Here is a 26172-nt window from a genome sequence, read left to right on the forward strand (position 1 = left end):
TGTGGCTCGTGTAAAAGAATATGGCCGATTGGAGAGAAGACATAGCAGTTTTTACGTTGGTTTATATGGTCAAACCTGGGTTAACTTCAAAGATGTTTGTCTAGAATTAGTAACCGAATTAATGAGATTAAATCCTAATAAACGAAAGTATTATCAACGAGGTCTAAGGGCTAGATTAATTATAGAGTCTGCGTTTTAGATTATTTCGTCGCCCCCTCAGCTAATTGCAATAATGAGATGCAGCCCCTTAATAACGCACCATAGAAGTATATTTACTAGGTAAGTACTGATAACAAGTAACAAGTTAAAAATAAAATTTTCTCTAAATACGAAATAATTTACTATCGGAGATATTAGGTAAACTGATGTGCTTTTAAATTGGTTATTCCCTGTTCCCTGTTCCCTGTTCCCTGTTCCCTTTGAGTAATTTAGATATCCCAAACTCAATGCTGAATATCGTATCAGTTAATCAGCTCAAATACATCTACTGTTTGCCGTTTTCCCTTGATTGAAACCTGACCCAATTCCCGATAGGTATACTGGTGCTTGGTCGCTTCATAGACACTACCACTGACGAGGATCTGACCCCCGTTGGCCATAGCTTGTAATCTGGCAGCGATATTGACTTCATCACCAATGGCTGTATAGTCCATATGCTGGGGAGAACCAATGTTTCCCACGACAACTTCTCCTGAACTAATCCCAATACCGGTTAGAAAATTCTCCCGGATCCAGGGGGTAGGCATAGTTTTAAGTTGATGTTGCATAGCAATAGCAGCTGCGATCGCTTGTCCCTGATTATCCTCTAGCTTAGAGGGGGCACCAAACATAGCCACAATCATATCCCCCACAAATTTATTGACTGTTCCCTCATGGCTGAAGATGACATCGACCATACAGGTAAAATATTCGTTCAGGTATTCAACAATTTTATGGGCTTCTAATTCTTCACACCGAGTTGTGAAATTCCGAATATCAGAGAACAATATAGTAATAGGCTTTTTGGCTGGAGTCAGAGAGATATTGCCCTTGGCATCAATAATGGCTTGGACAAGTTGGGAAGGAATATAGCGTTCCAGTCGGCTTTTAATCCGCTCCTCCTGTAGTTTATTTCTATGGAGCAACGCATTTTCAATAGCTCCTGCTGCTTGAGCTCCAAGAATCGTTAAAAATTTCAAGTCTTGAGCTGTATAATTAACCGGTTTTTCACTACAAAAGTTAATCACCCCCAGCAGACCCTTTTGGGTTTTTAGAGGAGCACAAACCAGAGAGTTGATGGACTTCACAGTAGCAATAAACCTGGGATCATCTTGAACCTGATTTACAATTTCAGCCTTACCAATTCCTAGCCCATTCTCTGTATTACTATTGCTCAGCTGAAAAAAATCTTTTGGATTATACTGTTTGCCAAAGGCTGAGATTATATCTAGTTGCTCAGTTTCGGAATTAATTAACAAGACTGAACCACAATCTCCTGGAATCAGTCTTCTCGCTTCATCTAGGAAAAGCTGAGCAATAGCGGATAGCTCTAAACAGGATGGAATCCGTTCCGAAACTCTATAAAGTAAATTAATTTCTCGGTATTGATCTAAGATAGCACTGCCTAGATCTTTTTTTTCTAATTCTTGATTAGCCAAATAATTCAGGAGTTCTTTAATTGGGATCGCTTTCTGATCCCCCTTGACCCAGCCAATCACCTGACCTCTTGCTTCAACGGGATATTTATTAGCTAAGTTACAATCTCCCAATACCGAAATTTTCCTAGGATTCTCCAACAGCAGCTTTCCGTAGATATCCTCAATCTGGACAACGGTGTCTATGGCGTCAATCAGTTGACTTATGACCCCTAGCGCTTTTGGCTTAGAAATAATTTTTTTGAGACTGACAGATGCCATACTTTGTGCTACTATGGTGATTTACCTTAAAAGTATCGATTCAAAGTACTCCTCACCCGTTCTTCTCGAAGCATATTCTCATAGAGGATAGCATTAGAGATGGCTGATGTGGCTTGAGATGCTAAAGCACTGATCAATTTCAAATCCCTGGCTGTATAGTCTACAGGTTTTTCACTACTGAGCTCAATCACACCAATTACCTGATCTTTGGTCTTGAGTGGGACACACATTAGGGAACTGATCGGATAATCAGATGGCACAAACCTGGGATCCGATGAGACATCGTTAACGATTTCTCCTACACCAGTCATAATCACACTGCGAACAATACCTGCTATCGATTGCTTGTGGGGTCTATCCCCCATTTTTGGATCAAAGCTAGCCAGTACTTCCAGTTGGGATTGGTCTTGGTCTAGCAAAAAGAGAAATCCCCGATTTACTGGAATTAATTCCCTAGTTTGATTAATCACAATTTGAGCAACGTCTTGAGGCATTAAGTTGGCAGTTAATTTCCCCGATAGATTGTAGAGTAAGTTTATTTCTCGATAGTTTTCTAAGGTTTCTATAGCAATTGCGCGGCGTTCTAGTTCTCGATTCGCTAAATAATTGAGTAGAGCAGCAATAGGACGAGCATTCTCTCCTCCCCTGACCCACCCTAAAGTAGTTCCTTTCAGGTCTATCTTGTATTTGCAAGATGAATAATCAGGCTCATCTCCCAATAACAGTTGCTCATCAATATCTTGAATACTAATATCTCCTCCCAGGGAAGTTATCAGGTTATTGAGCAGTGACGAGATGTCTTTTTGGGCAATTATTTTTTTAAGTTTAATAGCAGCCATGCATGTAATACTTTAGTATTAATCATCTAATAATACAAAAAATGTCGTAGCTAATCCCTGTTCAAAACGCACCTTTTTAACCAATGCTTGTTCTTTCGCAATCCCTGAGTTAACCAGAATTATATCAGGTTTTAATGAAATTGCTATAGAAATACAATCTTGACCATTTCGGGCAGAAATTATCCCGATTCCTCTTTTCCGTAATGCCTGAGTAATCATTTCAGCTTGAGGGAGATTTTCCTTCACTATCAAAACTTGCTTAGTAGGCTTTTCTTGAGAGGTCAGTCGAACAACCTCTTTGAGCAGTTCTTCGAGATTAATCGGTTTGCTCAAACATCGCTCAACTCCTAGAGCATGTTGATCTTCAGTGATAGACAAAATGATAATCGGAATATCCATACTGTCCAAGTCATTTTTAACCACCGCTGCTGTATCAAACCCATTCATTCTCGGCATCATTACATCCAAGATAATTAGGTCAGGAGGTTCTTGTTTGATCTGTTGAATTGCTTCCCAACCATCTTTCGCTTCCTGAATCCTGTAACCTTCTGCTCTAAGATGCTGCTTGAGTAGCTCTCGAATCGGAGCTTCATCATCCACAATCAGAATGGTTTTCTTCCTCGAATTTCTGATAATTGTCGAGGTGGTCATGGATGAGTGGAGTTGGGTGAGCAGGGTTTCAGCAGCTATGGTTTTTACTCCAGGTTCAGACTCAACGGGGATGGGTAACCTAAAGGAGAAGTTACTCCCTTTGCCCAGTTCGCTTTCGACCCAAATTTTTCCTCCATGATGTTCCACAATTTCCTTACAAATAGGGAGTCCTAAGCCGGTACCTTGAGGTTTTTCAGTTAGAGTATTACCCGCCTGTTTGAATTTTTCAAAGATCAGCGTCTGCTCGGCTTCAGAAATGCCTATACCGCTATCAATGATACTAACGGTAATCTCTGAACCAGTTCGCCTTACTTTACAGTATACAAACCCTTTATCCGTAAACTTAGCCGCATTAGATATTAGATTAATCACCACCTGAATTAGTCGGTCTCGGTCACCAATTATCTGAGGGAAGCCCTCGTCTATACTCTTAATTAATTCCACATCATTCTGTTCAAACAGAGCAGTCGTAGCAATGATTGCTCGTTCTAGGACATCTACAACTGAGAGGGGTTGCATTTTCCACTCTACTCGACCAGCTTCTAGCTTAGCCAGATCCAGGACATCATTGATCAAAGCTTTAAGACGCTCCCCTTCGGAGATAATAATGTTAACATTTTCTGACACTTGCTTCAGGGTGCGCTGAATCTTGTGGTCATTGGTATAAATTAAGGGAAATAGGGTTTTTTCCAGTTTTTTCTGAATCAGTTTGGCAAAACCCATGACTGAGGTTAGGGGAGTCCTCAATTCATGGGAAACTGTGGAAATAAAGTCTGTTTTCATCCGGTCTACTTCTTTTTCAAAGGTAATATCTCGGATCAGAATCACCGAACCCATAAAGCCATCCTGACTATTAGGATTATCTGTCGCCTTAGTATCTTTTAGAATAGCAGTGGCTACGGCTTTGCCAATCCGTTGATTGGTCAGTTCTACTTCAGCGGTAAAGACTTGTTGAGGGTTAGTCTTGGTAAGAGTGACTAGGTTTGCGATCGCATTCCCCAACACTCCCTGACACCCTTGACCGATTAACTCGATTTCCTCCAAATCAAACAAGCTCACCAAAGCTGGATTGATGCGAGTAATTTTGCCCTTGGTATCTGTTACCAGTAATCCATCGGCTAAGCTTCTAATCATCGCATCCACATAAGCCAGAGTATGCTGTAATTGAGTCGTGGTGGTTTTGAGGCACTGAGCTTGTTCACTGACAATTCTGTACTGTTCTTGAGTAGTGGTGTATAAATGTGCCTGGTTGATGGCGATCGCTAACTGATTGCTCACGGCTTCTAATAGCTCCAATTCCAAATCACTACAGCTCCAAGGCTTGCGGCGCATACAAATTAAATAGCCAGGAGGATGCAACCCCCGAATCATGACTGGTAACGCCAGATAGTTCCCTGTCTGGCAGTAGATGAGTTTATCACCACTATCATGGAACTGAACCATCTGTCCTTGGCTTAAGCGATCGCATAAATCATTACAAGACTTGATACTTATTAATCCCACTTGGGACGGTAAATCAGCTTTGCGATGTTCACACAGAATTTCCAAGCATTGTTGGTCTTGGTGATACCAGCCAAAAGTCACTCGGTCGAGACGCAAGAGGGTAGCAATTTCATTGACAGTAGTTTGCACAGTTGTTTCCAAATCCAGAGATTCACGAATACGAGTAGTAAGCCGATTCAGCAGCGCCTCCTGCTGAGCCCTGGCGTTGGCCTGCTCGAAAGTTTGAATCTGTAGTAAAGCAATAACCATGGCGATGATCAGCATCACTCCCAACACCGATGCCAACAGATTGAGAGAATTGAGTTGTCGCTCCACATTAGCCCGGGGAATCACCAAAGCCACAGACCAATCCGCGTGTTGCAGAGGAGCATAGGCAACATACACCCACTGACCATCCAGTTCCAGTAGCGTTACCGACTCTTGCGGGTTGGCTATTTTCCTAGCCTCCATCATCTCTTGAGCAATTTGCTTGAGATTGGGGTCACGGGAGTCTAAAAAACTCCTAGCAAATTGAATTACCTTTGGGTCTGGATGGGCAATGGGTACTCCTTCTGAGTCCAAAGCAAAGGCATAACTCCCTTCTCCCAAGGTAGTATTGGTAATCACCTCTGACAGTCGGTCTAGGGAAACCGGTCCAGCAAATTCTCCCACAGGGAAAGACAATGCACCAGCCAACTCCCCTGGTTTTGCTTCGGTTACATCCCCCAGTTCCACATCCTCGTTGGTTAGGTTGCCCACAGCCAGGTTTTCTGGAGTAATTTCCGTGTCATTGTTGGGGGGAACTGACCAGATAGGAGCCGCAATATTGACTTGGCGAATACCAGTAGAACGAGAGACCACCGGATTATCCACAAAGGTTTCTCCTTGCATGGCTCGTTGAAAGTGAGTGCGATCGCTAAGATTCTTCCCCTCAATAAAACCTGCACGAGTGGTGTAGTAAGAGCCATTTCCCTTAGCCATGACAAACATATGAAAATCGGGCAATCGTTCTTGCTCGAGTTGCAGATAGGGTCGGGCAACCTCCCAGTCCAAAGACCGAACTTGGGGAGTATTCGCAATTGTTTCCACCTTCGCCATCAGAACCGCCAACCATTCATCAATTTGATGTCCCGCGATCTTGACCTTCAATTGAGCATTATCCTTCAGACTCTCAAGAATCAGACTCCGAACCACCCAATAACTGGTGAAAGCTGCTGTTCCCACTAGCGCAATGGTGCCACTAATTAACAACCGGGGAACAGAACGCCTTGGCTGCCATACCGATTGATAACTATTGTGCTTAAGCCACCACTGGCGTCTAAACCAAGTTCCCATCTCTGTTATGGAAAATCCTTTCTGTTGTTCCTGAGAAACTTCAGCAGCTTTTGCCTGGGGTTGGGCTAGGATAGTGGGGTCGGAGCAACTGGTGTCCACCTCTGATGCTAAAGGAATACCGCTCACCTGACAGTACCCGTGTGGGTAAACCTTGAGTGGGGAATTATCCGGAGGTGAGTTTCTCTGGGAACTAGCATTAAAACGATTCAGTCTAACTGTTCCGAAGATAGTCCTTAGGCTGGGTTGCCTACTGGTGGGATAAGATGACAATTGTTTACCTCCCCTTTCTCCTCTGATGTCCTCTGTTCCCCCTCTTGCATCGGAGTACAAATTATCCCTATCTTGGACAATACCCCAATCACTTCCAGGCTGGGGATTGACCTGGGTAGAGTACCTACCCTGCCTTCTTGGATATAGTGCTTCTGGCTGATTGTCTCCCCGCCAATCCAGATAACCTTGTAGCAGTTGCCGCAACAGTTCCATACCATTGATCCAGAGGTTTTCTTCTATCTGGTAATAGGTGAGACGGTACGCTTCCTCAGAACAGAGCCAATTAAGAATTTCTTCAAAGTACTCACGAGCTTGGACAAATGGCTTGAGCTGAGTATATTCAGATGTTTCCATAAAAAAATCGGATATAGGTTTGTTCGGATCTCGCCTAATCTCTACCAGGAAAATTATAGTCAGTCCGGGTAATTTTTTTAAAAGTGGTTAGTCGTTAGTCGTTAGTCGTTAGATCAAGTCCAGTTAATCACTGACTAATAATCACTTACTAAATAGTCCCTGTTTTGGTAATGGGCAATCCCTAATGCTGAATCGTAAACTACCAAGTACTAATTACCAAGTACTAATTACCAAGTAACAATTAACCTATAAGAGATATGATAATTAGTTAAACCGATTGGGTATAATCGGTAATTTATCCTGAATTATGAATTACAAATGACGAATTGTCAGTAATATTACGGTTGACTTGTGCTTCTGTGATTTGATGAACTTCAAATAGGGTCATACTAACTAATACCAATTTCATTTATTCGAGCTACAGATGGTTAACAGGTCTAGGTGAATCGTTTAGTCGATGATCTTCGTAACCTTGGCCTTTCGGCCACGCTACGCAAACAAGCTACCCTACAAGGGACGGCTAAGACGAACAACTAAATTAATGTGTAGCAATAGTTTTTTAAATTGGGATAATCGATTGTGATTCATGGACAATCATAAACTGTATTATAACAATACTCATAAGCAAAAAAACTAGTTATTAAATGGTTTATCCTAAGAAGAATACTAGTGATATAAAAATTAATCTTTTTATGTGCTTTGTGCTAGTTATTAGTATAATTTTAATTTCAACAAATAATCACAATAAACTACCGGATCAATCAATAAACTATATGATAAAACCCTCCAAAGATAGTATTTTAGTTGATGAACCAATTCAGCCCATTCCACTAAAATTAGAACTAAACAAAGACAAGGTTAAACTGGGCAATATGCTTTTTCATGACCCCCAACTGTCACAGGATAACACCATCTCTTGTGCTAGCTGCCACAATCTAAATACCGGTGGTACAGACCAAATGGTGCGTTCAATTGGGATCAACAATAGGATTGGCTTAATCAATGCACCCACAGTCTTCAACAGTGGATTCAATTTTAAGCAACATTGGGACGGAAGCATTGAAACCCTGATCGAACAGATTGATAGACCAATCCATGCAGAGCATGAAATGGGTTCTAATTGGCAAGAAATCCTCAGTAAGCTCAAGCAATCCCCTGAGTATGTCTCACTATTTAGCCAACTGTATAAAGATGGTATCAACAGCGACAACATCAAGGATGCGATCGCTACTTTTGAAAGATCGCTGTACACTCCCAACTCACGCTTTGACCAATTTCTGCGCGGCCATAAAAATGCCCTCTCCTCCTCAGAACAAGAAGGCTATCGTCTATTTAAAGCCTATGGCTGTGTTAGCTGTCACCAAGGAGTCAATGTCGGCAGTAATATGTTCCAGGCTTTTGGTCTGTTTGGAGATTACTTTAAAGATCGCGGTAAGCTTAGCAAAGCTGATTTGGGACGCTTTAATGTCACTGGCAATGAACGTGATCGTTATGTATTTAAGGTTCCCAGTTTGCGCAACGTTGCTCTAACATCACCATATTTTCACGACGGTTCAGCTGAAACTCTTGAAGAAGCTGTGACGATAATGGGCAAATATGAATTGGGACGCCGACTGTCGCCAAACGATATTGGTTTGATTGTCAAGTTCCTGAAAACTCTCACAGGCGAGTATCAAGGAAAACCATTGTGAACACAACTCAAGTGCTAAAGCTCATAAATACCTTGGCTGCTGTTTTTATCTTGGCTTTTTTGGTGAAGAAAAGTCTACCAATTAAGGTTGAAGAACACCAACAGTATAAAAATACTTTAAATCAACAAAAGGAGATAGATGTAATATTAAATCAGGATATTCTCAAATCTCGATCCGATATTTTAACCTATTATGATCCATTTTTCAAGCATTTGTATCAACTAAAAAATACCCAAAACGAGCTTAAGAGTATTCCGACATTTATTAATCATGATGGGAGAAAAGAACTCAATAAAATTCTTCAAAGTAACTTAGAATTAATCAATGAAAAAGAAAGGTTAATCGAAAGATTAAAATTCCATAATTCCATTCTAAAAAACTCCATTATTTACTTGCCATTTCTCACTAAAGATCTGGTCAATAGTACTTACAATAAAACCATAAACCATTATTTAGAATTTACTCTCGATGAACTGCTGAAAAATATCCTGCTTTACAACCTAAACTCTGATCAGGAATTAGAAGCGCTGATCAATGACAATATGGATATGCTGTTGGAGATCAAAGACCAAAATGATTTTGGTAAAGATGAAGAATTTATCGATCTAGCCCTCAGCCATACCCGAAAAATTATGAGCAATAAACCTCAGGTAGATGAACTGACCCAGCAGCTGCTACAGCTCCCTACCAAGCAGTTAAACGAAGAACTGGATTACGTCTATAACATCTACTATAACCAAGCTATTGATACAGCTAATACTTATCGTTTATATGCCTATAGTTTGTTGTTGATTTTGTTGGCTTGGATTGCCTACTTAATTATCAACAAGTTGGTAAAAGCCAACCGTCGTACCATCAACATTCTCGAAAGTATCACGGATGCCTTTATTGCCCTAAACGACCAGTGGCAGATTACTTATCTTAATCCCCAAGCTTTCCAAATGCTACAGAGTCAACCCGAACAGCTTCTGAATCAGAATTTGGAGGAGGTGTTTTCCGGAGTCTTTGGCTCCAAGTTTTACCAGGAGTGTCATCGGGCTGTTGCTGCACAGGTTGTTGTCACCTTTGAAGAATACTATCCACCGACCAAACGTTGGTTTGACGTGAAAGCTTATCCAGGTATTAATGGTCTTTCAGTGTTCTTTCATGACATTACCCAGCGCAAACAAGCCTCCCGGGTCTTGCAGCAACTTAATGAGGACTTAGAAGCTAGGGTAGAAGAACGTACTGTACAACTTGCTGAAAGTATGAAAGAAGCCGAAAAAGCGCGGAATAAGTCTGAAGAAGCTAACAAAGCCAAAAGCGAATTTCTTGCCAATATGAGTCATGAACTGCGCACCCCCCTCAATGCCATCCTAGGATTCACCCAATTGATGAACCGTGACTCATCACTGAATCAGGAACATCAGGAATATCTAGCAATCATTAGTCGCAGTGGTGAGCATTTACTGAACTTGATCAATGACATTTTAGAAATGTCCAAAATCGAGGCAGGTCAGATAACTCTAAATGAAACTAGCTTTGACCTGTATCGTCTGCTGGATAGTCTCGAAGAGATGTTACGACTGCGTGCAGCATCCAAAGGCTTACAACTTATTTTTTACCGAGAGCCAGAGCTTCCTAGATATGTGAAAACAGATGAGGGAAAATTGCGCCAAGTTTTGATTAATTTACTGGGAAACGCTATCAAGTTTACTCAAGAAGGCAGTGTAACCTTGCGCGTGGTTCGTAACAATGAAAAGTTGAAGGTTGACAGGTCTGATCCGTTGAATGTTGACAGGTTGAATGTTGACAGGTCTGATCCGTTGAAGGTTGACAGGTCTGATCCGTTGAATGTTGACAGGTTGAATGTTGACAGGTCTGATCCGTTGAAGGTTGACAGGTCTGATCCGTTGAATGTTGACAGGTTGAATGTTGACAGGTCTGATCCGTTGAAGGTTGACAGGTTGAATGTTGTTCGCGTTCGCGCAGGGTCGGCCGAAGGCCACGCTTTCGCCGTAGGCGACGCTGAAGCCTGGCCTTTTGGCCACGGTTTTCCCAATAACCAGCAACTGGCAACTCCAACTAACCTTCAACCAACTAACCTTCAACCAACTAACCTTCAACCAACTAACCTTCAACCAACTAACCTTCAACCTGCTAACCTTCAACCAACTAACCTTCAACCTGCTAACCTTCAACCTGCTAACCTTCAACCTGCTAACCTTGGCCAAAAGGCCACGCTTTCGGCAAAGCCGACGCTGCGCGAACGCGAACAACCTGCAACCCTTACCAGACAGACAATCACCTTTGAAATAGAAGATACCGGTCCTGGTGTTGACCCAGCTGAGATTGACAGCTTGTTTGAAGCATTTGTCCAAACTGAAATCGGTCGGAAATCTGAACAAGGAACTGGTTTGGGTTTGTCCATTAGCCGACAATTCGTGAAGTTGATGGGAGGGGATATCACCCTTACTAGTCCTCTAGGTGGAGGAACAATCGTTACATTTGATATCCAGATTAGTCTGGCTGGAGCAGGTGCAGACATTCAGACACAACACCCAACCCGATCGGTGATTGGATTAGCACCTGACCAACCTAAGTATCGCATCCTGGTAGTTGAAGATAAATGGGAGAGTCGAAAACTACTAGTCAAGCTGCTAGAACCACTGGGATTTGAGGTTCGTGAAGCCGAGAATGGTAAAGAAGGGGTAGCGCTGTGGTCGAGTTGGGAACCCCATTTGATCTGGATGGATATGCGGATGCCAGTAATGGATGGCTACGAGGCTACTAAACAGATCAAAGCCCATTTGAAGGGTCAAGCGACCGTTATTATTGCTCTGACTGCTAGTGCATTTATTGAAGAACGAGCGGTTATCTTGTCCGCTGGTTGTGACGATTTTGTCCGTAAACCTTTCCGGGAGGAAGAGATTTTTGAAACAATGGCTCACTATCTCGGAGTACGTTATGTCTATGAAGAGGAAACTTCAGCCACCTTACCTCAAAAATCAGCAACTGAAGCGCTGACCCGGGAAGCTCTAGCTGTGATGCCTGCTGAGTGGGTTGCACAGCTCTACCAGGCAGCTAACGAAGTTAATAATCAGCGGATTTTCCAGCTAATCGAGCAAATCCCTTCCGAACATGATCCGGTTGCGATCGCACTGACGGATTTGGTGCGAAATTTTCGTTGCGACAAAATCATTGATTTAACTGAACCAGCTATATCATGACTATTACTCAAACTAAGACACCATTAGATATCACTCAAATTAAGACCCCTAAAGGGAACATTTTAGTTGTTGATGATATACCCGAGAATCTGCATCTTTTGTCTGACACCCTGACCGAGCAAGGGTATGACGTTCGAGGCGTGATTAACGGTTCCATGGCCCTCAGAGTAGCCCACTCAGTATTGCCAGATCTAATTTTGCTGGACATTAAAATGCCAGATATGAATGGTTATGAAGTCTGTCAAAGGCTGAAAGCTTCCGAGTCAACCCGCCCTATTCCAGTAATTTTCTTGAGCGCTCTCAATGAAGTGATCGACAAGGTAAAAGCCTTTGAAGTCGGTGGTGTAGACTACATCAGCAAACCCTTCCAGGTTCAAGAGGTTTTAGCTCGTGTAGAAAATCAACTAACCATTCAGAGGTTGCAAAAGCAACTCTGGGCAAAAAATTTAGCCCTCGAAACCGCTAATCAGGAGTTAGAACGCTCTAACCGCGAACTAGAACAATTTGCCCATGTTCTTTGCCATGACCTGAACCAACCTCTGCAAAGCATTATCTTGCATACTGATATGCTCGACATCAATTACCAGGACAGGCTTGACATGAAGGGTGAGGGATACATTAGGAAGATTCGAGATTCCAGCCTTCGGATGAAAACGTTTATGCAGGACTTACTAGTTTATGCGAAGGTTGGAGCCGACTCCCAAGAAATCACATCAACCGATTGCAATATTGTATTGGAGCAAGTTTTAGATAACTTAAAGGCTGCCATATCTGAGAAAAATGCCCTGATTACCCATGATTCTTTACCTACTGTCAATGTTAGTCAAACACAGCTAATCCAGCTATTTCAAAATCTGATCAGCAATGCCATTAAATTTCAAGCACCAGGGACATCCCCCCAAGTCAAGGTTTCAGTAAAGCCCGTAGACAACAGTAGGGACACCGACCATGGGATATTGGCAGAGGTAGGAAGAGTTTCTAGTATCAATGCAACTGAGTTTGAGGAGAATGGGCGCAATAGTTTAGAGCATGGTGGTAACTACTGGCTGTTTGGGGTACATGACAATGGGATTGGCATGGAACCCGATCAGCGATCGCATATCTTTGAGATATTTCAGCGTCTGCACAGCAATCAAGACTATCCTGGCACTGGTATTGGTCTAGCCACCTGCAAGAAGATTGTGGAAAATCACGGGGGACAGATTGGGGTAGAGTCTGAGCCTGGAGTGGGAAGTACGTTTTACTTTACGCTTCCTGCACAACACTGAACACTAAGCACTGAACACTAGGGCGTGTCATCAATTAAGCCAGATTACGGCAGCAGCCAGATAAATTGCTCCAGCGAAAGTTCTTGGCTCGCTTATCGTAGCGCGGGGCGCGTTCGCGCCCCGCGTGACCAAAGGTCAATCCCTCGATATTGCTTGAGTCGGGCAAAGAAATTCGTGGCGCAGATGTCGTGCTTTGTACAAATGTCTGTCATACTCACGAGCAATAGTACGGTTGCGCTTGGGCGGAATAACGGCTGTTTTGCCCTGTTGTTGGAGTCGCGTATGGCACGCGCTGATCAGCATCATATCCCAAGTCAGCCAGCAGTGTATCAGCAGCCAAATCCAAAAGCCGTACATCACGACCTCGAGGTCACATGCTTGTCCCGGGGTAAGCGTGAAAACTGAGGGGATTGCCCAAGGCATCGACGCAAAGCATGAATCAAGGTACTCAATCCACCTTTACGCTCGACCGATGGCTTCGGTTGACCCATCCCCCCTAATGCCCCAACAGACGAAACCTTAGATAGTTGAGCCTTATTACAACAGACTTGAACTTTTTACGCATAACCTACTAACTATAAAGGCTCAACTATCTTACGGTAACTTCAAAGCACTGTGCTGGTGAGCACGCACAATAGTCGAGTCAATCATGGCGTATTCGTTGTCCGCATCGTCGGCTTTTGCCTCAAACACCTGTTGCCACACCCCGCGCTTTGCCCATCGACGCGCAACGGGTATGAACAACCTCGTTTATCACCAAATCTTTCCGGTTTGTCCCGCCAGGGAATCCCCGCAAGGGTAGCGGTACAACACAGCTTCAACAAACAATCGATTATCTTTAGCTGTTACTCCTACCGTCTCTTTTCGCCCTGGTAGTAGGTCTTTGATCCGTTCCCACTGGTCCGAGACGCAAAGCATAGCGGCGTATCATGATAGCACAGCTCCTGATTGACTCAACTCTCTACAGCTACCGATTCTAAACTAAATTGATACCTATTTGATGACACGCCCTAAGCTTTGCAATCATCTTATTCTTCCAAGGCGAGTAACAACGGGATTAACATGGCAAGAACACAACTTGGTATAAGCAACCCCCGGAAATTATCGGTATTTAATCCAATATGATACTATAGGAAAAACTTTTTCCTGATCGGTGTAATAGCTTGTAGGGAACGGTATCGCCTTAAAATTTTAAAGCTCTCTAATCCCCTTTCTATAAAAGAAATTAGAGAGCTGATTATCACGTCATGGCTAATCGTTAATTGGACGACCATTACCCATTACCAAAAGCGAATAAAAATTTGTGCCAGACATCCTGGAGAATTGGAATCAGTTTGATTCCATGGTATTCATACATGGTATTCATAGGTTGGGAGTTCGCCAACCGGAGCAGTTAAACCTCAAAAACCTTAGATAAAAACTAATGGAATCAGGTATTACAATTTTCAGTTTTGGATTGTTTCTAGTAATTTTTTTGTGGGTTGGGGCTCTAGCTGCTAAATCTTCCGATAATACAGAATCAGACTACTTACTTGGCTCACGCTCTTTTGGGAAAGTCTTTGTGGGTCTAAGTGCTGGAGCAACGGGAAACAGTGGATGGATTATGATTGGAGCCGTGGGAATGGCTTACTCCATGGGAGTTTCTGCTCTGCTGATGGTAATTGCCATGTTCTTAGGTGAGGTAACCTTTTGGACTTTTTTCCCGGATAAAATAAACCAGATATCCAGAAAGGAAAACTCCCAAACTATTCCGGAATTCCTAGGCTCTACAGTCAAAAAGCCTCAAGGCAGACGAATAATCACGTTGATCGTTGCTGTGATCACTGTTGTATTTATCGGAGCCTATACTGCCGCACAATTTGCTGCAGCTGCCAAGACCCTTGATGTATTTTTTGGAGTTGACCCTACCATTGGAGCTTTGATCGCAGCAGCTTCCATTTTAGTATACTGCGTAACGGGAGGACTCAGAGCTTCAATCTGGACTGATGTGGTGCAGGCTTTTGTGGTGATGTTTGTTTGCTTTGGCATGCTGGCAGTAGCCATTATAGCCGGGGGTGGGGTGTCAGAAATTATCTCAGAACTCAATCAGATTGATCCTCAATTGATGAATCTCACGGCAGGATTTAGCTGGTTAACCTTAGTCGCCTACCTAGTAGGATTTTTCTTTTTTGGCTTGGGATTCGATATCTCTCAGCCGCAAGTGCTGGTAAGATTGCTAGCTGGGCGGAGTCCCCAAGAGGTGAAAGAAGCGAAGTGGGTGTACTTGGCTTACGTGTATTCGACCTGGATAGCAATGGTGTTGTTTGGGATTGCTTGCCGGGTCTTAATTCCTAACATTAGTGATCCCGAACAAGCCTTACCCTTGTACGCCACACAACAGTTTAATCCCTTTTTAGTCGGTATTGTTTTGGCTGGTGTCTTTTCTGTGATTGCCTCTACAGCAGATTCCCAACTTCTGGTTTGTTCCAGTGCGCTCGCTAGAGATATTTCCCCGGCTTTGCATCGGAGGATGTCCCGGAAATATGGCGTTAAATACGAGCAATTCATGACCTTAGTGGTGGGAATACTCGCTGTAATTGCAGCGATTTCTATTTCTTCCACAGTGTTTTCGTTGGTTCTTTTTGCTAGTGGAGTTGTGGCCAGTTCCCTCGGTCCAGCAATGCTGATTATCTTATTGAAAAGGCGCACTCATTATTTAGCCTTGAACTCTATGATGTTGGCGGGATTGAGTACTGCTATCCTCTGGCGAATTTTAGGATTTAATAACATCCTATCCGAAGTTTGTCCAGGCTTTATTGTAGCCGTGTTGGTGCATGAGGTGTTAATGAAGAGTGTTTTCAAAACCAAGAGTCATGCTATTGGTGAGACCTTAAGGAAATAGGCTTGAAATCAGGTGGTTAAATTGTTAATTGATCATTGACAATTTTCAATTAACAATTTTTACTGAGATATTGCCCAGGGTTCGAGTAGGGTAGTTCAGCGAAGCAAGGTAATTGCAACTGAAAACCAAGTCAGGCAGTTAATTTTGGGATTAATCATCCATTAAAAGTCACACGATATTGTGATAATTTGTTATAGTATGGCATACAAGCTTCAAGCAAGGGATTTAGCTCCTCTGGAAAATCAAGATCTTGCTGTTTATCAATAAATCCCCTAGAACCTAGAACATTACTGTACCAGCCTCTTGAATAGGGAGATTTTTCTATCTGTAAAAGCTTTGATGCTTTAGGATTTACTTCCCAAGTCAGCATTTTTTCAGAAAACTTTATTTGAAATTCAGAACATAAAAATAACAGTACTTTTCGAGGATTAGTAACTATATCTATTGAATCAATAACCACAGTTTTTTTACCTATCAATAGTTCAATTTCTCTAAATAAATTGTAATGATATTCTATCCCAATATGATCCATAGTCAATTTTTTTTTGTATAGCTTATGATATGACAAAATGATTTCCTTGGGATTCCTGATTAAGAAAAAGTTGTTTAAAGATTTAAGCCAATTCCTGCCAAACTCTGGCAAAGCATGCTTAGATTGGTGTTTTTGAAATGAAAAGGATACACCTTCAGGTAAACTACCAGTAATCTTTTGAATGACTTTCTCATGATTTATTTCCAGGTATTGCCCTACTTCCCTTTCCTCACAAGGTTGATCTAAACCACGTTTTACCAGATATGCCCCAAATAAAGGTTCATCAAACACCATACATTCATCTAGCTGCTCAAAAGCCCTAGCCATTGCTGTTGAACGACTTCTGGGACAACTCCACATAGCAATATGTTTGTTATTTTTCATCTTACTATCAATTAAATAACTCAGGCTCTCCTAGACTGATTATAGTAAATGAGTAGTTTAATTGTACACCATAGGCGTTTTCGCTGTAGGGAAATGCCTGATTATCAAAAATATTGCCTGACGCTAATTTAACCGCATCTAAAAGTAGCTCAAATCCCTCCAAATTACAATGATAAAAATGCAACTGGGAGTCAATATATTGACTCCCAGGGTATGTTGGCATAATCCGGTGATAGCCAATTTCTGCTTTACCCTGAGGATGCCGTGCCACTGTTGAGCCTAAAACCTTCGCTAAAAGTTGAGCACCAAGACAAATACCAAAAAAGGGTTTACCTGAGCTTAGAACTGTGGAAATCCAATCCAATTCGGTACGAATAAATGGTAAAGTTTCACTGTCGTTAGCGCTGATATCGCCACCAAACACAATGGTAGCCTCATGGTCATCCATTGTGGTAGGGAGTGAATTTCCCTCACTTGGAATCCGGATATCAAGCTGATAACCACGCTGCTGCAGCAGATATCCAACTGGACCAGGATGAGTAGTAGATTGGTGGAATACAAATAGAATCTTTGGGTTTATTACTCTTCTTAACTAGGAAATGGTAACAACAGCTTCCTGTTGGATTTATAGTGTCTTTAACTCATCAATAATTTTCTCTACCATTGCTTTAGTCCCTACCTTTTGGTAGCGAGTATTTCCTCGATGTAAATCTGGTGTCCTGTAACCAGCAGCTAGAGTCTTTCTTACTGCTAATTCCAGGGACTTGGCTGCCTCTGGCAATTGGTAATAATACTCTAGACACATAGCAACAGCGTGAACCATGGCGATGGGATTAACAATATCCTTATCGGCAATCGGGGTAACTGTGCCATGATTGGTTTGGAAAGAAGAGAAACCATCAGGAGAAAAGTTACCGGAACAAGCTATAGAAGGCTCACCATGAATTGCCCAAGCAACGTCGTCCATCATATAGTCCATAAATAACTCAGGACCAACAATCACGTTGTATTGTTTCATGGGCAGATCATAGGGATCACTAGCTGTGTCAAAGTTTTTGCGCGTTCTAACATAATGAGCAATATCTTCAATACAAGGCTCTATGCGCCAGTAATTAATATTGGGATGAGCAGCAGCTTTTTCCTCAAAAACCTTTTCCCATAACTCCCCAATTGCCCCCAGCTTCCGAGTCGGCATTGCTAAGGTTACGGATCCTCCTTTAGCCAATTTAAAGGAATAGTCAGCTAATCGCTCAACATCCTCTCTGTGATGGGTAATTTCTACTACTGCCTTGCCAATTCCATTATATTCACCGTCGCAGTGAAACAGACCAAAGGTGTTTTGCCTGACTAAAAATATTTCTAAATCATCTAGCTCTTGGGGAGAAAATCTGGTCAAGTCAGAAATTTCAGGAATCCCTTTAATGGGATTGATTTTGTAGTTGTGGTTAACTCGTTCCCGGGCTTTGTAAAGTACTGGTGCTTGTACTGCTCCTCGTAAAATACATCCACCAAGCTGTTCAACTTGTTCGTAGAAGTCGCACATTGCCTCATAAAAGGGCTGATGCCACACCTCTGTTTCTGCTTCTTTTCTCCACTTTTCGTTATCAAAGTGCAAGAAGTTAAACTTAATATCATAGAGTTCTTCTACTGCTTTAAAGCAAGGCAGTACTGCATTAATTAACTCAGTACCCGTTCCACCACCAGCCATTAAGCCAATAAGTTTGGTTGCAGTTGTTGTTGTCATTTATTCTATCCTTTGTTTTTAAATTGTGTTGTTAAAAGATGTTCTAGTCTAGGTTAGTATCCAGGGGGACGTTGAAACAGTCCAGTAACCTGAGTTAATTTCTCGGCGATCCCTAGTAGTTTCATGTCGCTTCCTCGTCTTCCTACAATTTGAATTCCCATCGGTAAACCTTTTTTCGAGCGAGTAAAAGGCATGACCAAAGCCGGGTTGCCAGTCAAGTTGAACGGCGTAGTATAAGCACCAATAGACATCATATAGGAAAATTGTTGACCATCTACCTCAATTGGTTTTACCCAAAACAATAGCTCCAGCACCACGCAATCGCGCCACAGCAGTTGCATCTTGCTCAGGAATATAATCTGCTAAAGGTTGGTAACTACTTGTGGTTCGTAGTCCCTTGGTTTCCAAGCAATCTTTAATTGTGATCGGAACCCCATGTAATGCACCCCAACTATTTCCCTTTGCCAGTGCTTCATTGGCTGCTTTTGCCTGTTTTTGGGCACCTTCTTCATCTAAGGTGACGATCGCGTTTAGTTTTTGCTTATGTCGGGCAATCTGAGCTAAATGAGCTTTGATAACGTCTTGACAAGAAACCTGGCGATCGCGGATAAGTTGGGCTAACTGATAGGCAGGTAAAAAAACTAACTCTTCATCTTTAGCACTGACTGAATTACTCCTATTGCTATCTCTATTGACAGCTTTAGTTGCCCGCAGACAAGTTAACCTTGCTGTGTTGGATTTCTTTCATCTTTGTTCCTTGCTAAATACTTAAGCTCAAAATTTGTCGGACATCTTCAAGAGTAATATCTTGACGTTCCCCTAAAGGAACAAGATCGTGCTTGTCGAGACTCTCAATAACTTCTGATATACAGCTAGAATCTAGCCCATAATCTCGCAGACGAGTTGATAGGCCAAGGGACTCAAAAAAATTCCTGGTTGCCGAGATAGCTTGGCTAATGCGTTGCTCGTCATTGCCCTGAGTAATTCCCCAAACTCTTCGAGCAAACTGTAATAATTTGGCCCCCTTGGTGTCCCGTTTGTATGTAAGTAAGCTGGGCATTATAATTGCCAGGGTTACAGCATGGTCAAGCCCATATAAAGCTGTTAGCTCATGAGCGATCATGTGAGTAGACCAATCTTGAGGAACACCAGCCCCAATTAATTCATTGTCAGCTATAGTGGCACACCACATTAGGTTAGCTCGCGCATCGTAATCAGTAGGAGCGGCTAGGGTTTTTGGTCCTTCTTCAATTAGAGTTAGGAGAATTGATTCAGCCATGCGGTCTTGAAGGGGAGCATTGACTGGGTAAGTGAGGTATTGTTCCAGTGTATGAGTGAAGGAGTCAACTATCCCGTTACTGATTTGGTGTCGTGGCAGGGAAAAAGTTACTGTGGGGTCTAGTACGGAAAAGCGGGGAAATACTAACTCGCTTCTGCTCTGGAGTTTTTCTTGACTGGAACGTCTAGTTACGACAAAATAAGAGTTCATTTCTGAACCAGTCGCTGGCAAGGTTAGTACTGTCCCCAAAGGCAGTGCTGCTGTTAATGGAGCATTGGCAACTAAGATGTCCCACAAGTCCCCAACAAAGGGAACCGCCACTGCGATAAATTTGGTAGCATCAATTACAGAACCGCCACCGATAGCTAACAGGTAAGTTATCTCTTCAGTGCGAGCTAACTTGACAGCATCTAACAGTATTTCCAGCTCAGGGTTAGGGGTGATACCACCGAATTCTAGAACTGTATGTTTGGCAAGAGCAGCTTTGACTTGTTCATATACCCCGTTCTTTTTAATGCTGCCGCCACCGTAGGTCATTAAAACTCTGGCATCGGTGGGAATCTCATTAGCAATAGCTGCAATCTTCCCTTTACCAAATAGAACTTTAACAGGGTTGTAGAAGTCGAAGCAATCCATTGGGTTACCTTCGATAGTGAGAAACTCAAACGTTTGGTTGGTTTTGGTTAGGCTATCTATAAACCTAGCTATAATATACTATCAATAGTCCGAGTCTAGGTTGTCTTTTCTTTTCAGTCTTTTCATGAAGCCAGTTAGTTGTTCAGTTTGAGATTCACTTGATTAACCTTCCCTAATTCGGCTGACTTAGACATATTACACCTTTAAGTTGATTTATCATCTAATTTTGCCGTTATTTTAATAAAAATTAACATAGCCCAGAAGTAAGTTTTACTATCACAAAAGTTGTGATAGTAAAACTCTACACTTGTCAATACCCTCCCCCAAAATTACTGAATCGATCGAAGAGTGGGGGGGATATCACGGGGAGCGAAATCGGCTCATAGTTATAATCATCAAATCAACAAAATCAAATCAACAAACAAATTAAAAATCCAATTTGGTTTTGAGCATTGGCACTAGGATACTAGGGTTTTTACTGTTGTGTTCTGGGTACAAAATTACAACTAGACCGGGAGTGATGCAGATCTTGTGATGAATCGGGTAGCGATAAAAGGTCTCTAAGTGGTAAGATACGCAGAAAGATAGCAGAAATTAAGGTAATTTTACTAGTACACCACCCAGTGGGCTACCGAAGATTTAATAATTATTAAAGAAAGAAAATATCCAAAAACCTGTAAACTAGTCAGAAATAGGGAAATAATACCATGTTTACAAATGTCCTCCCAAAAACAACCCTAGACTTGGAGTATCCGCCCAAAGACCTTTTTGAAGCGATTGAAGACCTCAAACAAGAATTAAACGCAGTTATTCTGGCTCACTACTACCAAGAGCCAGATATTCAAGATATTGCTGACTACATCGGCGATTCTCTCGGTCTTTCTCAACAAGCGGCGGCTACAGAAGCAGATGTCATCGTCTTTGCTGGGGTTCACTTTATGGCAGAAACTGCCAAAATCCTTAACCCCAATAAATTGGTACTACTCCCAGATTTAAACGCAGGTTGCTCCCTAGCTGACAGTTGCCCTCCCCAAGAATTTGCGGCCTTCAAAGCAGCCCATCCCGACCATCTAGTGGTATCTTACATTAATTGCTCCGCTGGCATTAAAGCGATGAGCGATATCATTTGCACCAGTTCTAACTCAGTTAAGATCGTCAACCAAATTCCGAAAGACCAGCCGATAATTTTTGCCCCAGATAAGAACTTAGGTCGCTATGTCATGGAGCAAACCGGACGGGAGTTAGTCCTGTGGGAGGGGAGTTGTATTGTCCATGAAACCTTTTCTGAGAAAAAGATCGTGGAACTGAAAATACAGCATCCCGAAGCCGAGTTGATTGCCCATCCAGAATGCGAACCCCCTCTATTGCGTCATGCCAGTTACATTGGTTCCACAACAGGTTTATTAAAGTATATCCAGCAAAGTTCAACGGAAGAATTTATCGTGGCTACTGAGCCAGGAATTATTCACCAAATGCAAAAGAGGGCACCCCAGAAAAATTTCATCCCTGCTCCAGGTATGGATAGCAATTGTGCCTGTAACGAATGCCCTCACATGCGGCTCAATACTTTGGAGAAGCTGTATCTAGCCATGAAGCAGAAAACACCAGAAATTACTATGCCGGAAGACATCCGAGTAGCGGCGTTGCGACCAATTCAACGGATGTTGGAGTTATCAGTGTAGTGCTGTAGTGCCCCTGAGCAGGTTGACACAATTACTTGACAAAAGTATAAGTTATAAGTTAAATTTTATGGCTTATAACCAATTTTTGTTGTGAAAACGAATAACTGCTTAGGAATTAATCAATCAAAAATTAGCTACATATGATCTATCGTGCAAGATTTTAAATCATCCCCTGACGAGTCTTTCCCATCTGCCAACACTCCCTCCCAATTTGACATCATAGTGGTGGGCAGTGGTGCGGCTGGGCTATATGCAGCCCTTTGTCTACCTGCTCATTTGCAGGTAGGTTTGATTACCAAAGACACCCTGAAAACAGGCTCTAGCAACTGGGCCCAGGGAGGAATCGCTGCTGCTATTGACCCATCTGATTCCCCAGAGCTTCACCTAGAGGATACCCAGCGAGCGGGTGTTGGTCTTTGCGATCGCGAGGCGATAAAGTTTCTGGTAGAAAATGCCTCTGCTGCCATTGACTCTCTGGTCAAGATGGGGGTAGCCTTTGACCGCAAAGGCAAAAAGCTAGCTATGACCCTAGAAGCAGCTCACTCTCGTCCCCGTGTCCTCCATTCGGCAGACACCACAGGTCGAGCAATTGTGGATACGCTCACGGCCAAAGTTTTAGAGCGTCCCAATATTCAGGTGCTATCTCACGCAGTGGCTTTGAGTTTATGGCTCAATCCAGCAACTGGTCATTGTCAGGGGATTAGCCTCCTCCATCAAGGTCACATATCTTGGCTAAGAGCCTCTGCGGTAATCCTAGCAACAGGTGGTGGCGGTCAAGTTTTTGCCCAAACAACCAATCCGACTGTAAGTACAGGAGATGGAGTAGCACTGGCTTGGCGGGCTGGGGCAATTGTTAGAGATTTGGAGTTTTTCCAATTTCATCCCACAGCTTTAACCAAACCAGGGGCACCTCGCTTTTTAATTACAGAAGCTGTCCGGGGAGAAGGAGCCCATTTAGTCGATGAGAAAGGCGATCGCTTTGCTTTTAATTACCACCCTTCAGGGGAATTGGCCCCTAGAGATGTGGTAAGTCGGGCAATTTTTAGTCACTTAGAGAAAACTTCCGCCGATCCTAGCCACGGGAATGTTTATTTAGACTTGCAACCCATTGAGCCAGAGCAAATTCGCTATCGTTTCCCCAATATTATTAACGTATGTCAACATTGGGGCATTGATATCTTCAAACAACCCATTCCCGTTGCACCTGCTGCCCATTACTGGATGGGAGGAGTGGCTTGCGATCTGACCAGTTGCACCTCGATTCCAGGGCTATATGCCATTGGTGAAACAGCTAGTACGGGAGTTCATGGTGCCAATCGCTTAGCGAGTAATTCCTTATTGGAATGCTTGGTTTTTGCAGCCCAATTAGCTGAGATTCAAACAGCTCCTAATCCAGTTCTGGCGGAATCCCTACCTTTGAGAAAAGAGAAAGGTGACTGGGAAAGGGACATCGAGAAGATAGCATTAGTAAGGCAAAGTTTACCCTCCCTGATGTGGCAAAGTGCAGGAATTTGTCGCTCCCAGGAAGTTTTAGAAGCAGCCCTTGCTCAAGTTAATTCTTGGCGCTCTGAATTGGCTGGCTTAGAGGTGAGTCAATACCTGCTTGATTTACTGCCCAACCAAACAGTTAAATTTGAGTCACCATTAGCGGAGCAGCAATTGCGAACGGCTGCAGAAACATTCAATCTCCTGGATATTGCCCATTTAATTCTCAAAAGTGCAGCATTACGCACAGAAAGTCGGGGCGGACATTACCGTAGCGATTATCCCCAAACCTCACCCAGTTGGCAAGTTCACACCTTGGTACAGGGGGATCGTTGGTGGAAATCTCCACAACTTTCTCTAAGTTTAGAACCCAAGGAGATAGCGGTATGAATACCACTTATTCAGAAGCGGTGAAAACAGCGCAAACCTATTATGATGGTGCAGAAACAGACCGATTGTATGCTACTTTCTGGGGTGGGGAGCATATCACTTATGGGATATACAAGAGTTCGGATGAACCGATCCATCATGCCTCCAAGCGCACGGTGGAAAAAATTGCCCAAACTCTGGAAAATCTAGCTCCCGATTCACGAGTCATCGATCTAGGTGCTGGTTATGGAGGGGCGGCGCGGTATCTGGCCAAAACCTACGGTTGTTCTGTCTGCTGTCTCAATTTAAGCGAGCGGCAAAATCAACGGAACCGCCAACTGAACCAAGAGCAGAATTTAGCCCACTTGGTTGAGGTAACTCAGGGGAGTTTTGAGGATATTCCCTATCCAGACAATTCCTTTAATATTGTCTGGTCCCAGGATGCGATTTTACACAGTAGCGATCGCACTCAGGTCTTTGAAGAAATTAAGAGGGTTTTGCAGCCAGGGGGAGAGTTGATTTTTACTGACCCCATGCAAAAGGAGACTTGTCCACCAGGGCTACTGCAACCAGCCTTTGACCGTCTGGGTATCAAGGATATGGGTTCCTATCGCTTTTATAGTCAGACAGCCCAGGAATTGGGTTTTGAGGAATTGCACTTTATTGACCTTTCGGAAAATGCCCCTATCCATTATCGACGATTTGGGAAAGAAGTGGGCGTACGCTATCAGGAGGTAGTCAGAATGACTTCCACCGAATTTGCCGATAAAACCTTGAAAAGCATTGAACCCTGGATCGAGTATTACGAAAAAGGGTACATGCAGTGGGGCATTTTGCATTTTCGCCTGCGGTAAAATTCTTGGGAGTCAAGCTGTGACGATTTACTTTTACGACATTAGCGAAAAGCCCTATGGTTGTTTCTCCAACTTTTCCCCCCATGGGTTTGAACTGGACGGACTCTGGTGGCCCACCTCAGAGCATTATTTCCAAGCCCAGAAATTTGCTGGTACCTCCCATGTAGAAGAAATTCGCTGTTGCAAGACTCCCGCAGAAGCTGCCAGCATGGGACGAGAGCGTACTCGTCCTCTGCGCAGGGATTGGGAAGACATCAAAGAGGATGTTATGGGGCGAGGCTTACTGTGTAAGTTTCAAACCCATGCTGATATCCGCGAAGTTCTGCTGGGGACAGGGGACGAACTAATTGTGGAAGATGCTCCCCAGGCTGAGCGGGTGGGTTCGATGCCCACCCACTCAGCATTTACCATTATCACCTCAGTGTGGTAGAATAGGAGCGATGTTGATGATGAACTACACATACAGGATTTATCCGAGTCAGGATCAACAACAGATCCTCAAAGACTGGCTTGAGACTTGTAGACGAGTCTACAACTACTCATTGAGGGAGTTGAAAGACTGGATTGCTAGTCGTAAATGTCCTGTAGATAGGTGTTCGATTGACTTAGAATACATCATTCCTGCCGATACACCGTTTCCTAGTTATCACCGTCAACAAAACAATCTACCCAAGGCCAAGAAAACCAACCCATTTCTAGCTTTGGTGCATTCCCAAGTTTTGCAAACAACCGTTAGGCGGTTACATGACTCATGGGAAGCAATGCAGTGTAGAGGGTTTGGGTTTCCTAGATTCAAGAAACGCGGGCAATACAAATCATTTGTGTTTCCTCAATTCAAATCGAATCCAGTCAGTAATGCACATATCAAACTTCCCAAGATTGGCTTAGTTCCGATTCGGCTCCATCGGGAAATCCCCGAAGGATTCCAGGTCAAACAGGTGAGAGTCTTGGCTAAAGCCAGACAGACACAATGGTATGTTGTGATATCCGTGGCACTGGATGTCGATATTCCTGATCACCCTGCTGTAGGTAGGGCAATCGGCATTGACCTTGGGTTAGAGAAATTCCTGACAACTTCAGACGGTTTCACAGTTGAACGGCCTAAGTTTTTCAAGTCACTGCAAGGCAAGCTGAAATTGCTGCAACGCAGAGCAGCTAGAAAGCAAAAGCGTTCTAATAACTGGGAAAAGGCACAACTGAAGGTAGCCAGACTACATCAAAAAATAGCGAATACTCGCAAAGACTTTCATCTGAAAACAGCCCATTTACTCTGTGACCAAGCTCAGACAATCTTTGCAGAAGACCTCAACACAGTAGGACTCAATCGAGGGA

General features: G+C 43.1%; 21 protein-coding genes and 2 pseudogenes. 10 read left to right on the forward strand and 13 right to left on the reverse strand.

Translation table 11 applies throughout. The features are described from left to right. Positions 1–199 (forward strand): annotated as a pseudogene (locus F6J99_RS19175) (IS4 family transposase); the annotation flags it as partial. A gap of 262 nt (positions 200–461) precedes the next feature. Here the strand turns inward: F6J99_RS19175 and F6J99_RS19180 are convergent. From F6J99_RS19180 to F6J99_RS19190, 3 genes are read right to left on the reverse strand one after another with little or no spacing between them, the layout of a single operon-like run. After that, a complete protein-coding gene (locus F6J99_RS19180; protein WP_293114348.1) occupies positions 462–1895 on the reverse strand; it encodes an adenylate/guanylate cyclase domain-containing protein in 1434 nt (477 codons plus the stop codon). 26 nt (positions 1896–1921) lie between these two features. Next, on the reverse strand, positions 1922–2734 hold the full coding sequence (locus F6J99_RS19185) for a GAF domain-containing protein (RefSeq protein WP_293114350.1): 813 nt from the start codon (positions 2732–2734) through the stop codon (positions 1922–1924). A gap of 18 nt (positions 2735–2752) precedes the next feature. Continuing rightward, positions 2753–6826: an ATP-binding protein gene (locus F6J99_RS19190; protein ID WP_293114352.1), complete on the reverse strand. Its 4074-nt coding sequence runs from the start codon at positions 6824–6826 to the stop codon at positions 2753–2755. Between the two features lie 773 nt (positions 6827–7599). On the opposite strand from F6J99_RS19190, the gene F6J99_RS19195 reads away from it, so the two are divergent. Genes F6J99_RS19195 through F6J99_RS19205 form a run of 3 tightly spaced genes read left to right on the forward strand, consistent with a single transcriptional unit; the run spans position 7600 to position 12994 of the window. Continuing rightward, on the forward strand, positions 7600–8517 hold the full coding sequence (locus F6J99_RS19195) for a cytochrome-c peroxidase (RefSeq protein WP_293114354.1): 918 nt from the start codon (positions 7600–7602) through the stop codon (positions 8515–8517). After that, a complete protein-coding gene (locus F6J99_RS19200) occupies positions 8514–11726 on the forward strand; it encodes a DAHL domain-containing protein (RefSeq protein WP_293114356.1) in 3213 nt (1070 codons plus the stop codon). Before F6J99_RS19195 ends, F6J99_RS19200 begins: the two co-directional genes overlap by 4 nt. Further along, positions 11723–12994 carry a response regulator gene (locus F6J99_RS19205; RefSeq protein WP_293114358.1) on the forward strand — a complete coding sequence of 424 codons (1272 nt, stop codon included), beginning with the start codon at positions 11723–11725 and terminating at the stop codon, positions 12992–12994. Before F6J99_RS19200 ends, F6J99_RS19205 begins: the two co-directional genes overlap by 4 nt. Before the next feature lie 135 nt (positions 12995–13129). Here the strand turns inward: F6J99_RS19205 and F6J99_RS19210 are convergent, their stop codons facing one another. The 3 genes and pseudogenes from F6J99_RS19210 to F6J99_RS19220 all read right to left on the reverse strand — a co-directional run. Beyond that, on the reverse strand, positions 13130–13354 hold the full coding sequence (locus F6J99_RS19210; RefSeq protein ID WP_293114360.1) for a hypothetical protein: 225 nt from the start codon (positions 13352–13354) through the stop codon (positions 13130–13132). Positions 13355–13588: 234 nt separating this feature from the next. Then, positions 13589–13738 (reverse strand): hypothetical protein, encoded by a 150-nt coding sequence (locus F6J99_RS19215; RefSeq protein ID WP_293114386.1) that lies wholly within the window; start codon positions 13736–13738, stop codon positions 13589–13591. Between the two features lie 8 nt (positions 13739–13746). After that, positions 13747–13922 (reverse strand): annotated as a pseudogene (locus tag F6J99_RS19220) (transposase); the annotation flags it as partial. A 495-nt stretch (positions 13923–14417) separates the two neighbouring features. Here F6J99_RS19220 and F6J99_RS19225 point away from each other — a divergent pair. Continuing rightward, entirely contained in the window at positions 14418–15875 is a 1458-nt protein-coding gene (locus F6J99_RS19225) for a sodium/proline symporter (RefSeq protein ID WP_293114362.1), read from the forward strand. A 154-nt stretch (positions 15876–16029) separates the two neighbouring features. Here the strand turns inward: F6J99_RS19225 and F6J99_RS19230 are convergent, their stop codons facing one another. From F6J99_RS19230 to F6J99_RS45655, 7 genes are all read right to left on the reverse strand, one after another. Beyond that, positions 16030–16791 carry a hypothetical protein gene (locus F6J99_RS19230; protein ID WP_293114364.1) on the reverse strand — a complete coding sequence of 254 codons (762 nt, stop codon included), beginning with the start codon at positions 16789–16791 and terminating at the stop codon, positions 16030–16032. 7 nt (positions 16792–16798) lie between these two features. Continuing rightward, positions 16799–17239, reverse strand: coding sequence for a gamma-glutamyl-gamma-aminobutyrate hydrolase family protein (locus tag F6J99_RS19235; protein WP_293114366.1), 441 nt, complete (start codon positions 17237–17239; stop codon positions 16799–16801). Between the two features lie 177 nt (positions 17240–17416). Continuing rightward, on the reverse strand, positions 17417–18535 hold the full coding sequence (locus F6J99_RS19240; protein WP_293114368.1) for an isocitrate/isopropylmalate family dehydrogenase: 1119 nt from the start codon (positions 18533–18535) through the stop codon (positions 17417–17419). Positions 18536–18588: 53 nt separating this feature from the next. Then, a complete protein-coding gene (locus F6J99_RS19245; protein WP_293114370.1) occupies positions 18589–18876 on the reverse strand; it encodes an amidase family protein in 288 nt (95 codons plus the stop codon). Continuing rightward, complete coding sequence (locus F6J99_RS45650) at positions 18815–19249, reverse strand: amidase (protein ID WP_365973680.1); 435 nt, start codon at positions 19247–19249, stop codon at positions 18815–18817. The genes F6J99_RS19245 and F6J99_RS45650 overlap by 62 nt, the downstream gene beginning before the upstream one ends. 46 nt (positions 19250–19295) lie before the next feature. Then, positions 19296–20450: an iron-containing alcohol dehydrogenase gene (locus tag F6J99_RS19255; protein ID WP_293114372.1), complete on the reverse strand. Its 1155-nt coding sequence runs from the start codon at positions 20448–20450 to the stop codon at positions 19296–19298. A gap of 426 nt (positions 20451–20876) precedes the next feature. Then, on the reverse strand, positions 20877–21041 hold the full coding sequence (locus F6J99_RS45655; RefSeq protein WP_365973682.1) for a carbohydrate porin: 165 nt from the start codon (positions 21039–21041) through the stop codon (positions 20877–20879). 116 nt (positions 21042–21157) lie between these two features. On the opposite strand from F6J99_RS45655, the gene nadA reads away from it, so the two are divergent. The 5 genes from nadA to F6J99_RS19280 all read left to right on the forward strand — a co-directional run. Then, the gene (nadA, locus tag F6J99_RS19260; protein ID WP_293114374.1) at positions 21158–22132 is read left to right on the forward strand and encodes a quinolinate synthase NadA; all 975 of its coding nucleotides are present in this window, start codon (positions 21158–21160) and stop codon (positions 22130–22132) included. Between the two features lie 150 nt (positions 22133–22282). Further along, the gene (gene nadB / locus F6J99_RS19265) at positions 22283–24007 is read left to right on the forward strand and encodes an L-aspartate oxidase (RefSeq protein ID WP_293114376.1); all 1725 of its coding nucleotides are present in this window, start codon (positions 22283–22285) and stop codon (positions 24005–24007) included. After that, positions 24004–24840, forward strand: coding sequence for a methyltransferase domain-containing protein (locus F6J99_RS19270; protein WP_293114378.1), 837 nt, complete (start codon positions 24004–24006; stop codon positions 24838–24840). Before nadB ends, F6J99_RS19270 begins: the two co-directional genes overlap by 4 nt. Positions 24841–24859: 19 nt before the next feature. Further along, positions 24860–25270: an NADAR family protein gene (locus tag F6J99_RS19275; RefSeq protein ID WP_293114380.1), complete on the forward strand. Its 411-nt coding sequence runs from the start codon at positions 24860–24862 to the stop codon at positions 25268–25270. A gap of 10 nt (positions 25271–25280) precedes the next feature. Beyond that, positions 25281–26172 (forward strand): transposase (locus F6J99_RS19280; protein WP_293114382.1); only part of this gene is annotated, 892 nt, incomplete at its 3' end.

This window comes from Moorena sp. SIO4G3, assembly GCF_010692305.1.
GTDB lineage: Bacteria > Cyanobacteriota > Cyanobacteriia > Cyanobacteriales > Coleofasciculaceae > Moorena > Moorena producens_A.

Excerpts from the sequence above, each read along its gene's own strand:
- F6J99_RS19185 (WP_293114350.1), bottom strand. The coding sequence starts at position 2,734 with ATGGCTGCTATTAAACTTAAAAAAATAATTGCCCAAAAAGACATCTCG.
- F6J99_RS19240 (WP_293114368.1), bottom strand. The coding sequence starts at position 18,535 with ATGACAACAACAACTGCAACCAAACTTATTGGCTTAATGGCTGGTGGT.
- F6J99_RS19270 (WP_293114378.1), top strand. The coding sequence starts at position 24,004 with ATGAATACCACTTATTCAGAAGCGGTGAAAACAGCGCAAACCTATTAT.
- F6J99_RS19235 (WP_293114366.1), bottom strand. The coding sequence starts at position 17,239 with ATGGATGACCATGAGGCTACCATTGTGTTTGGTGGCGATATCAGCGCT.
- F6J99_RS19205 (WP_293114358.1), top strand. The coding sequence starts at position 11,723 with ATGACTATTACTCAAACTAAGACACCATTAGATATCACTCAAATTAAG.
- F6J99_RS19225 (WP_293114362.1), top strand. The coding sequence starts at position 14,418 with ATGGAATCAGGTATTACAATTTTCAGTTTTGGATTGTTTCTAGTAATT.
- F6J99_RS19195 (WP_293114354.1), top strand. The coding sequence starts at position 7,600 with ATGATAAAACCCTCCAAAGATAGTATTTTAGTTGATGAACCAATTCAG.
- F6J99_RS19230 (WP_293114364.1), bottom strand. The coding sequence starts at position 16,791 with ATGAAAAATAACAAACATATTGCTATGTGGAGTTGTCCCAGAAGTCGT.
- nadA (WP_293114374.1), top strand. The coding sequence starts at position 21,158 with ATGTTTACAAATGTCCTCCCAAAAACAACCCTAGACTTGGAGTATCCG.
- F6J99_RS19245 (WP_293114370.1), bottom strand. The coding sequence starts at position 18,876 with ATGCAACTGCTGTGGCGCGATTGCGTGGTGCTGGAGCTATTGTTTTGG.
- F6J99_RS19190 (WP_293114352.1), bottom strand. The coding sequence starts at position 6,826 with ATGGAAACATCTGAATATACTCAGCTCAAGCCATTTGTCCAAGCTCGT.
- F6J99_RS19180 (WP_293114348.1), bottom strand. The coding sequence starts at position 1,895 with ATGGCATCTGTCAGTCTCAAAAAAATTATTTCTAAGCCAAAAGCGCTA.
- F6J99_RS19255 (WP_293114372.1), bottom strand. The coding sequence starts at position 20,450 with ATGGATTGCTTCGACTTCTACAACCCTGTTAAAGTTCTATTTGGTAAA.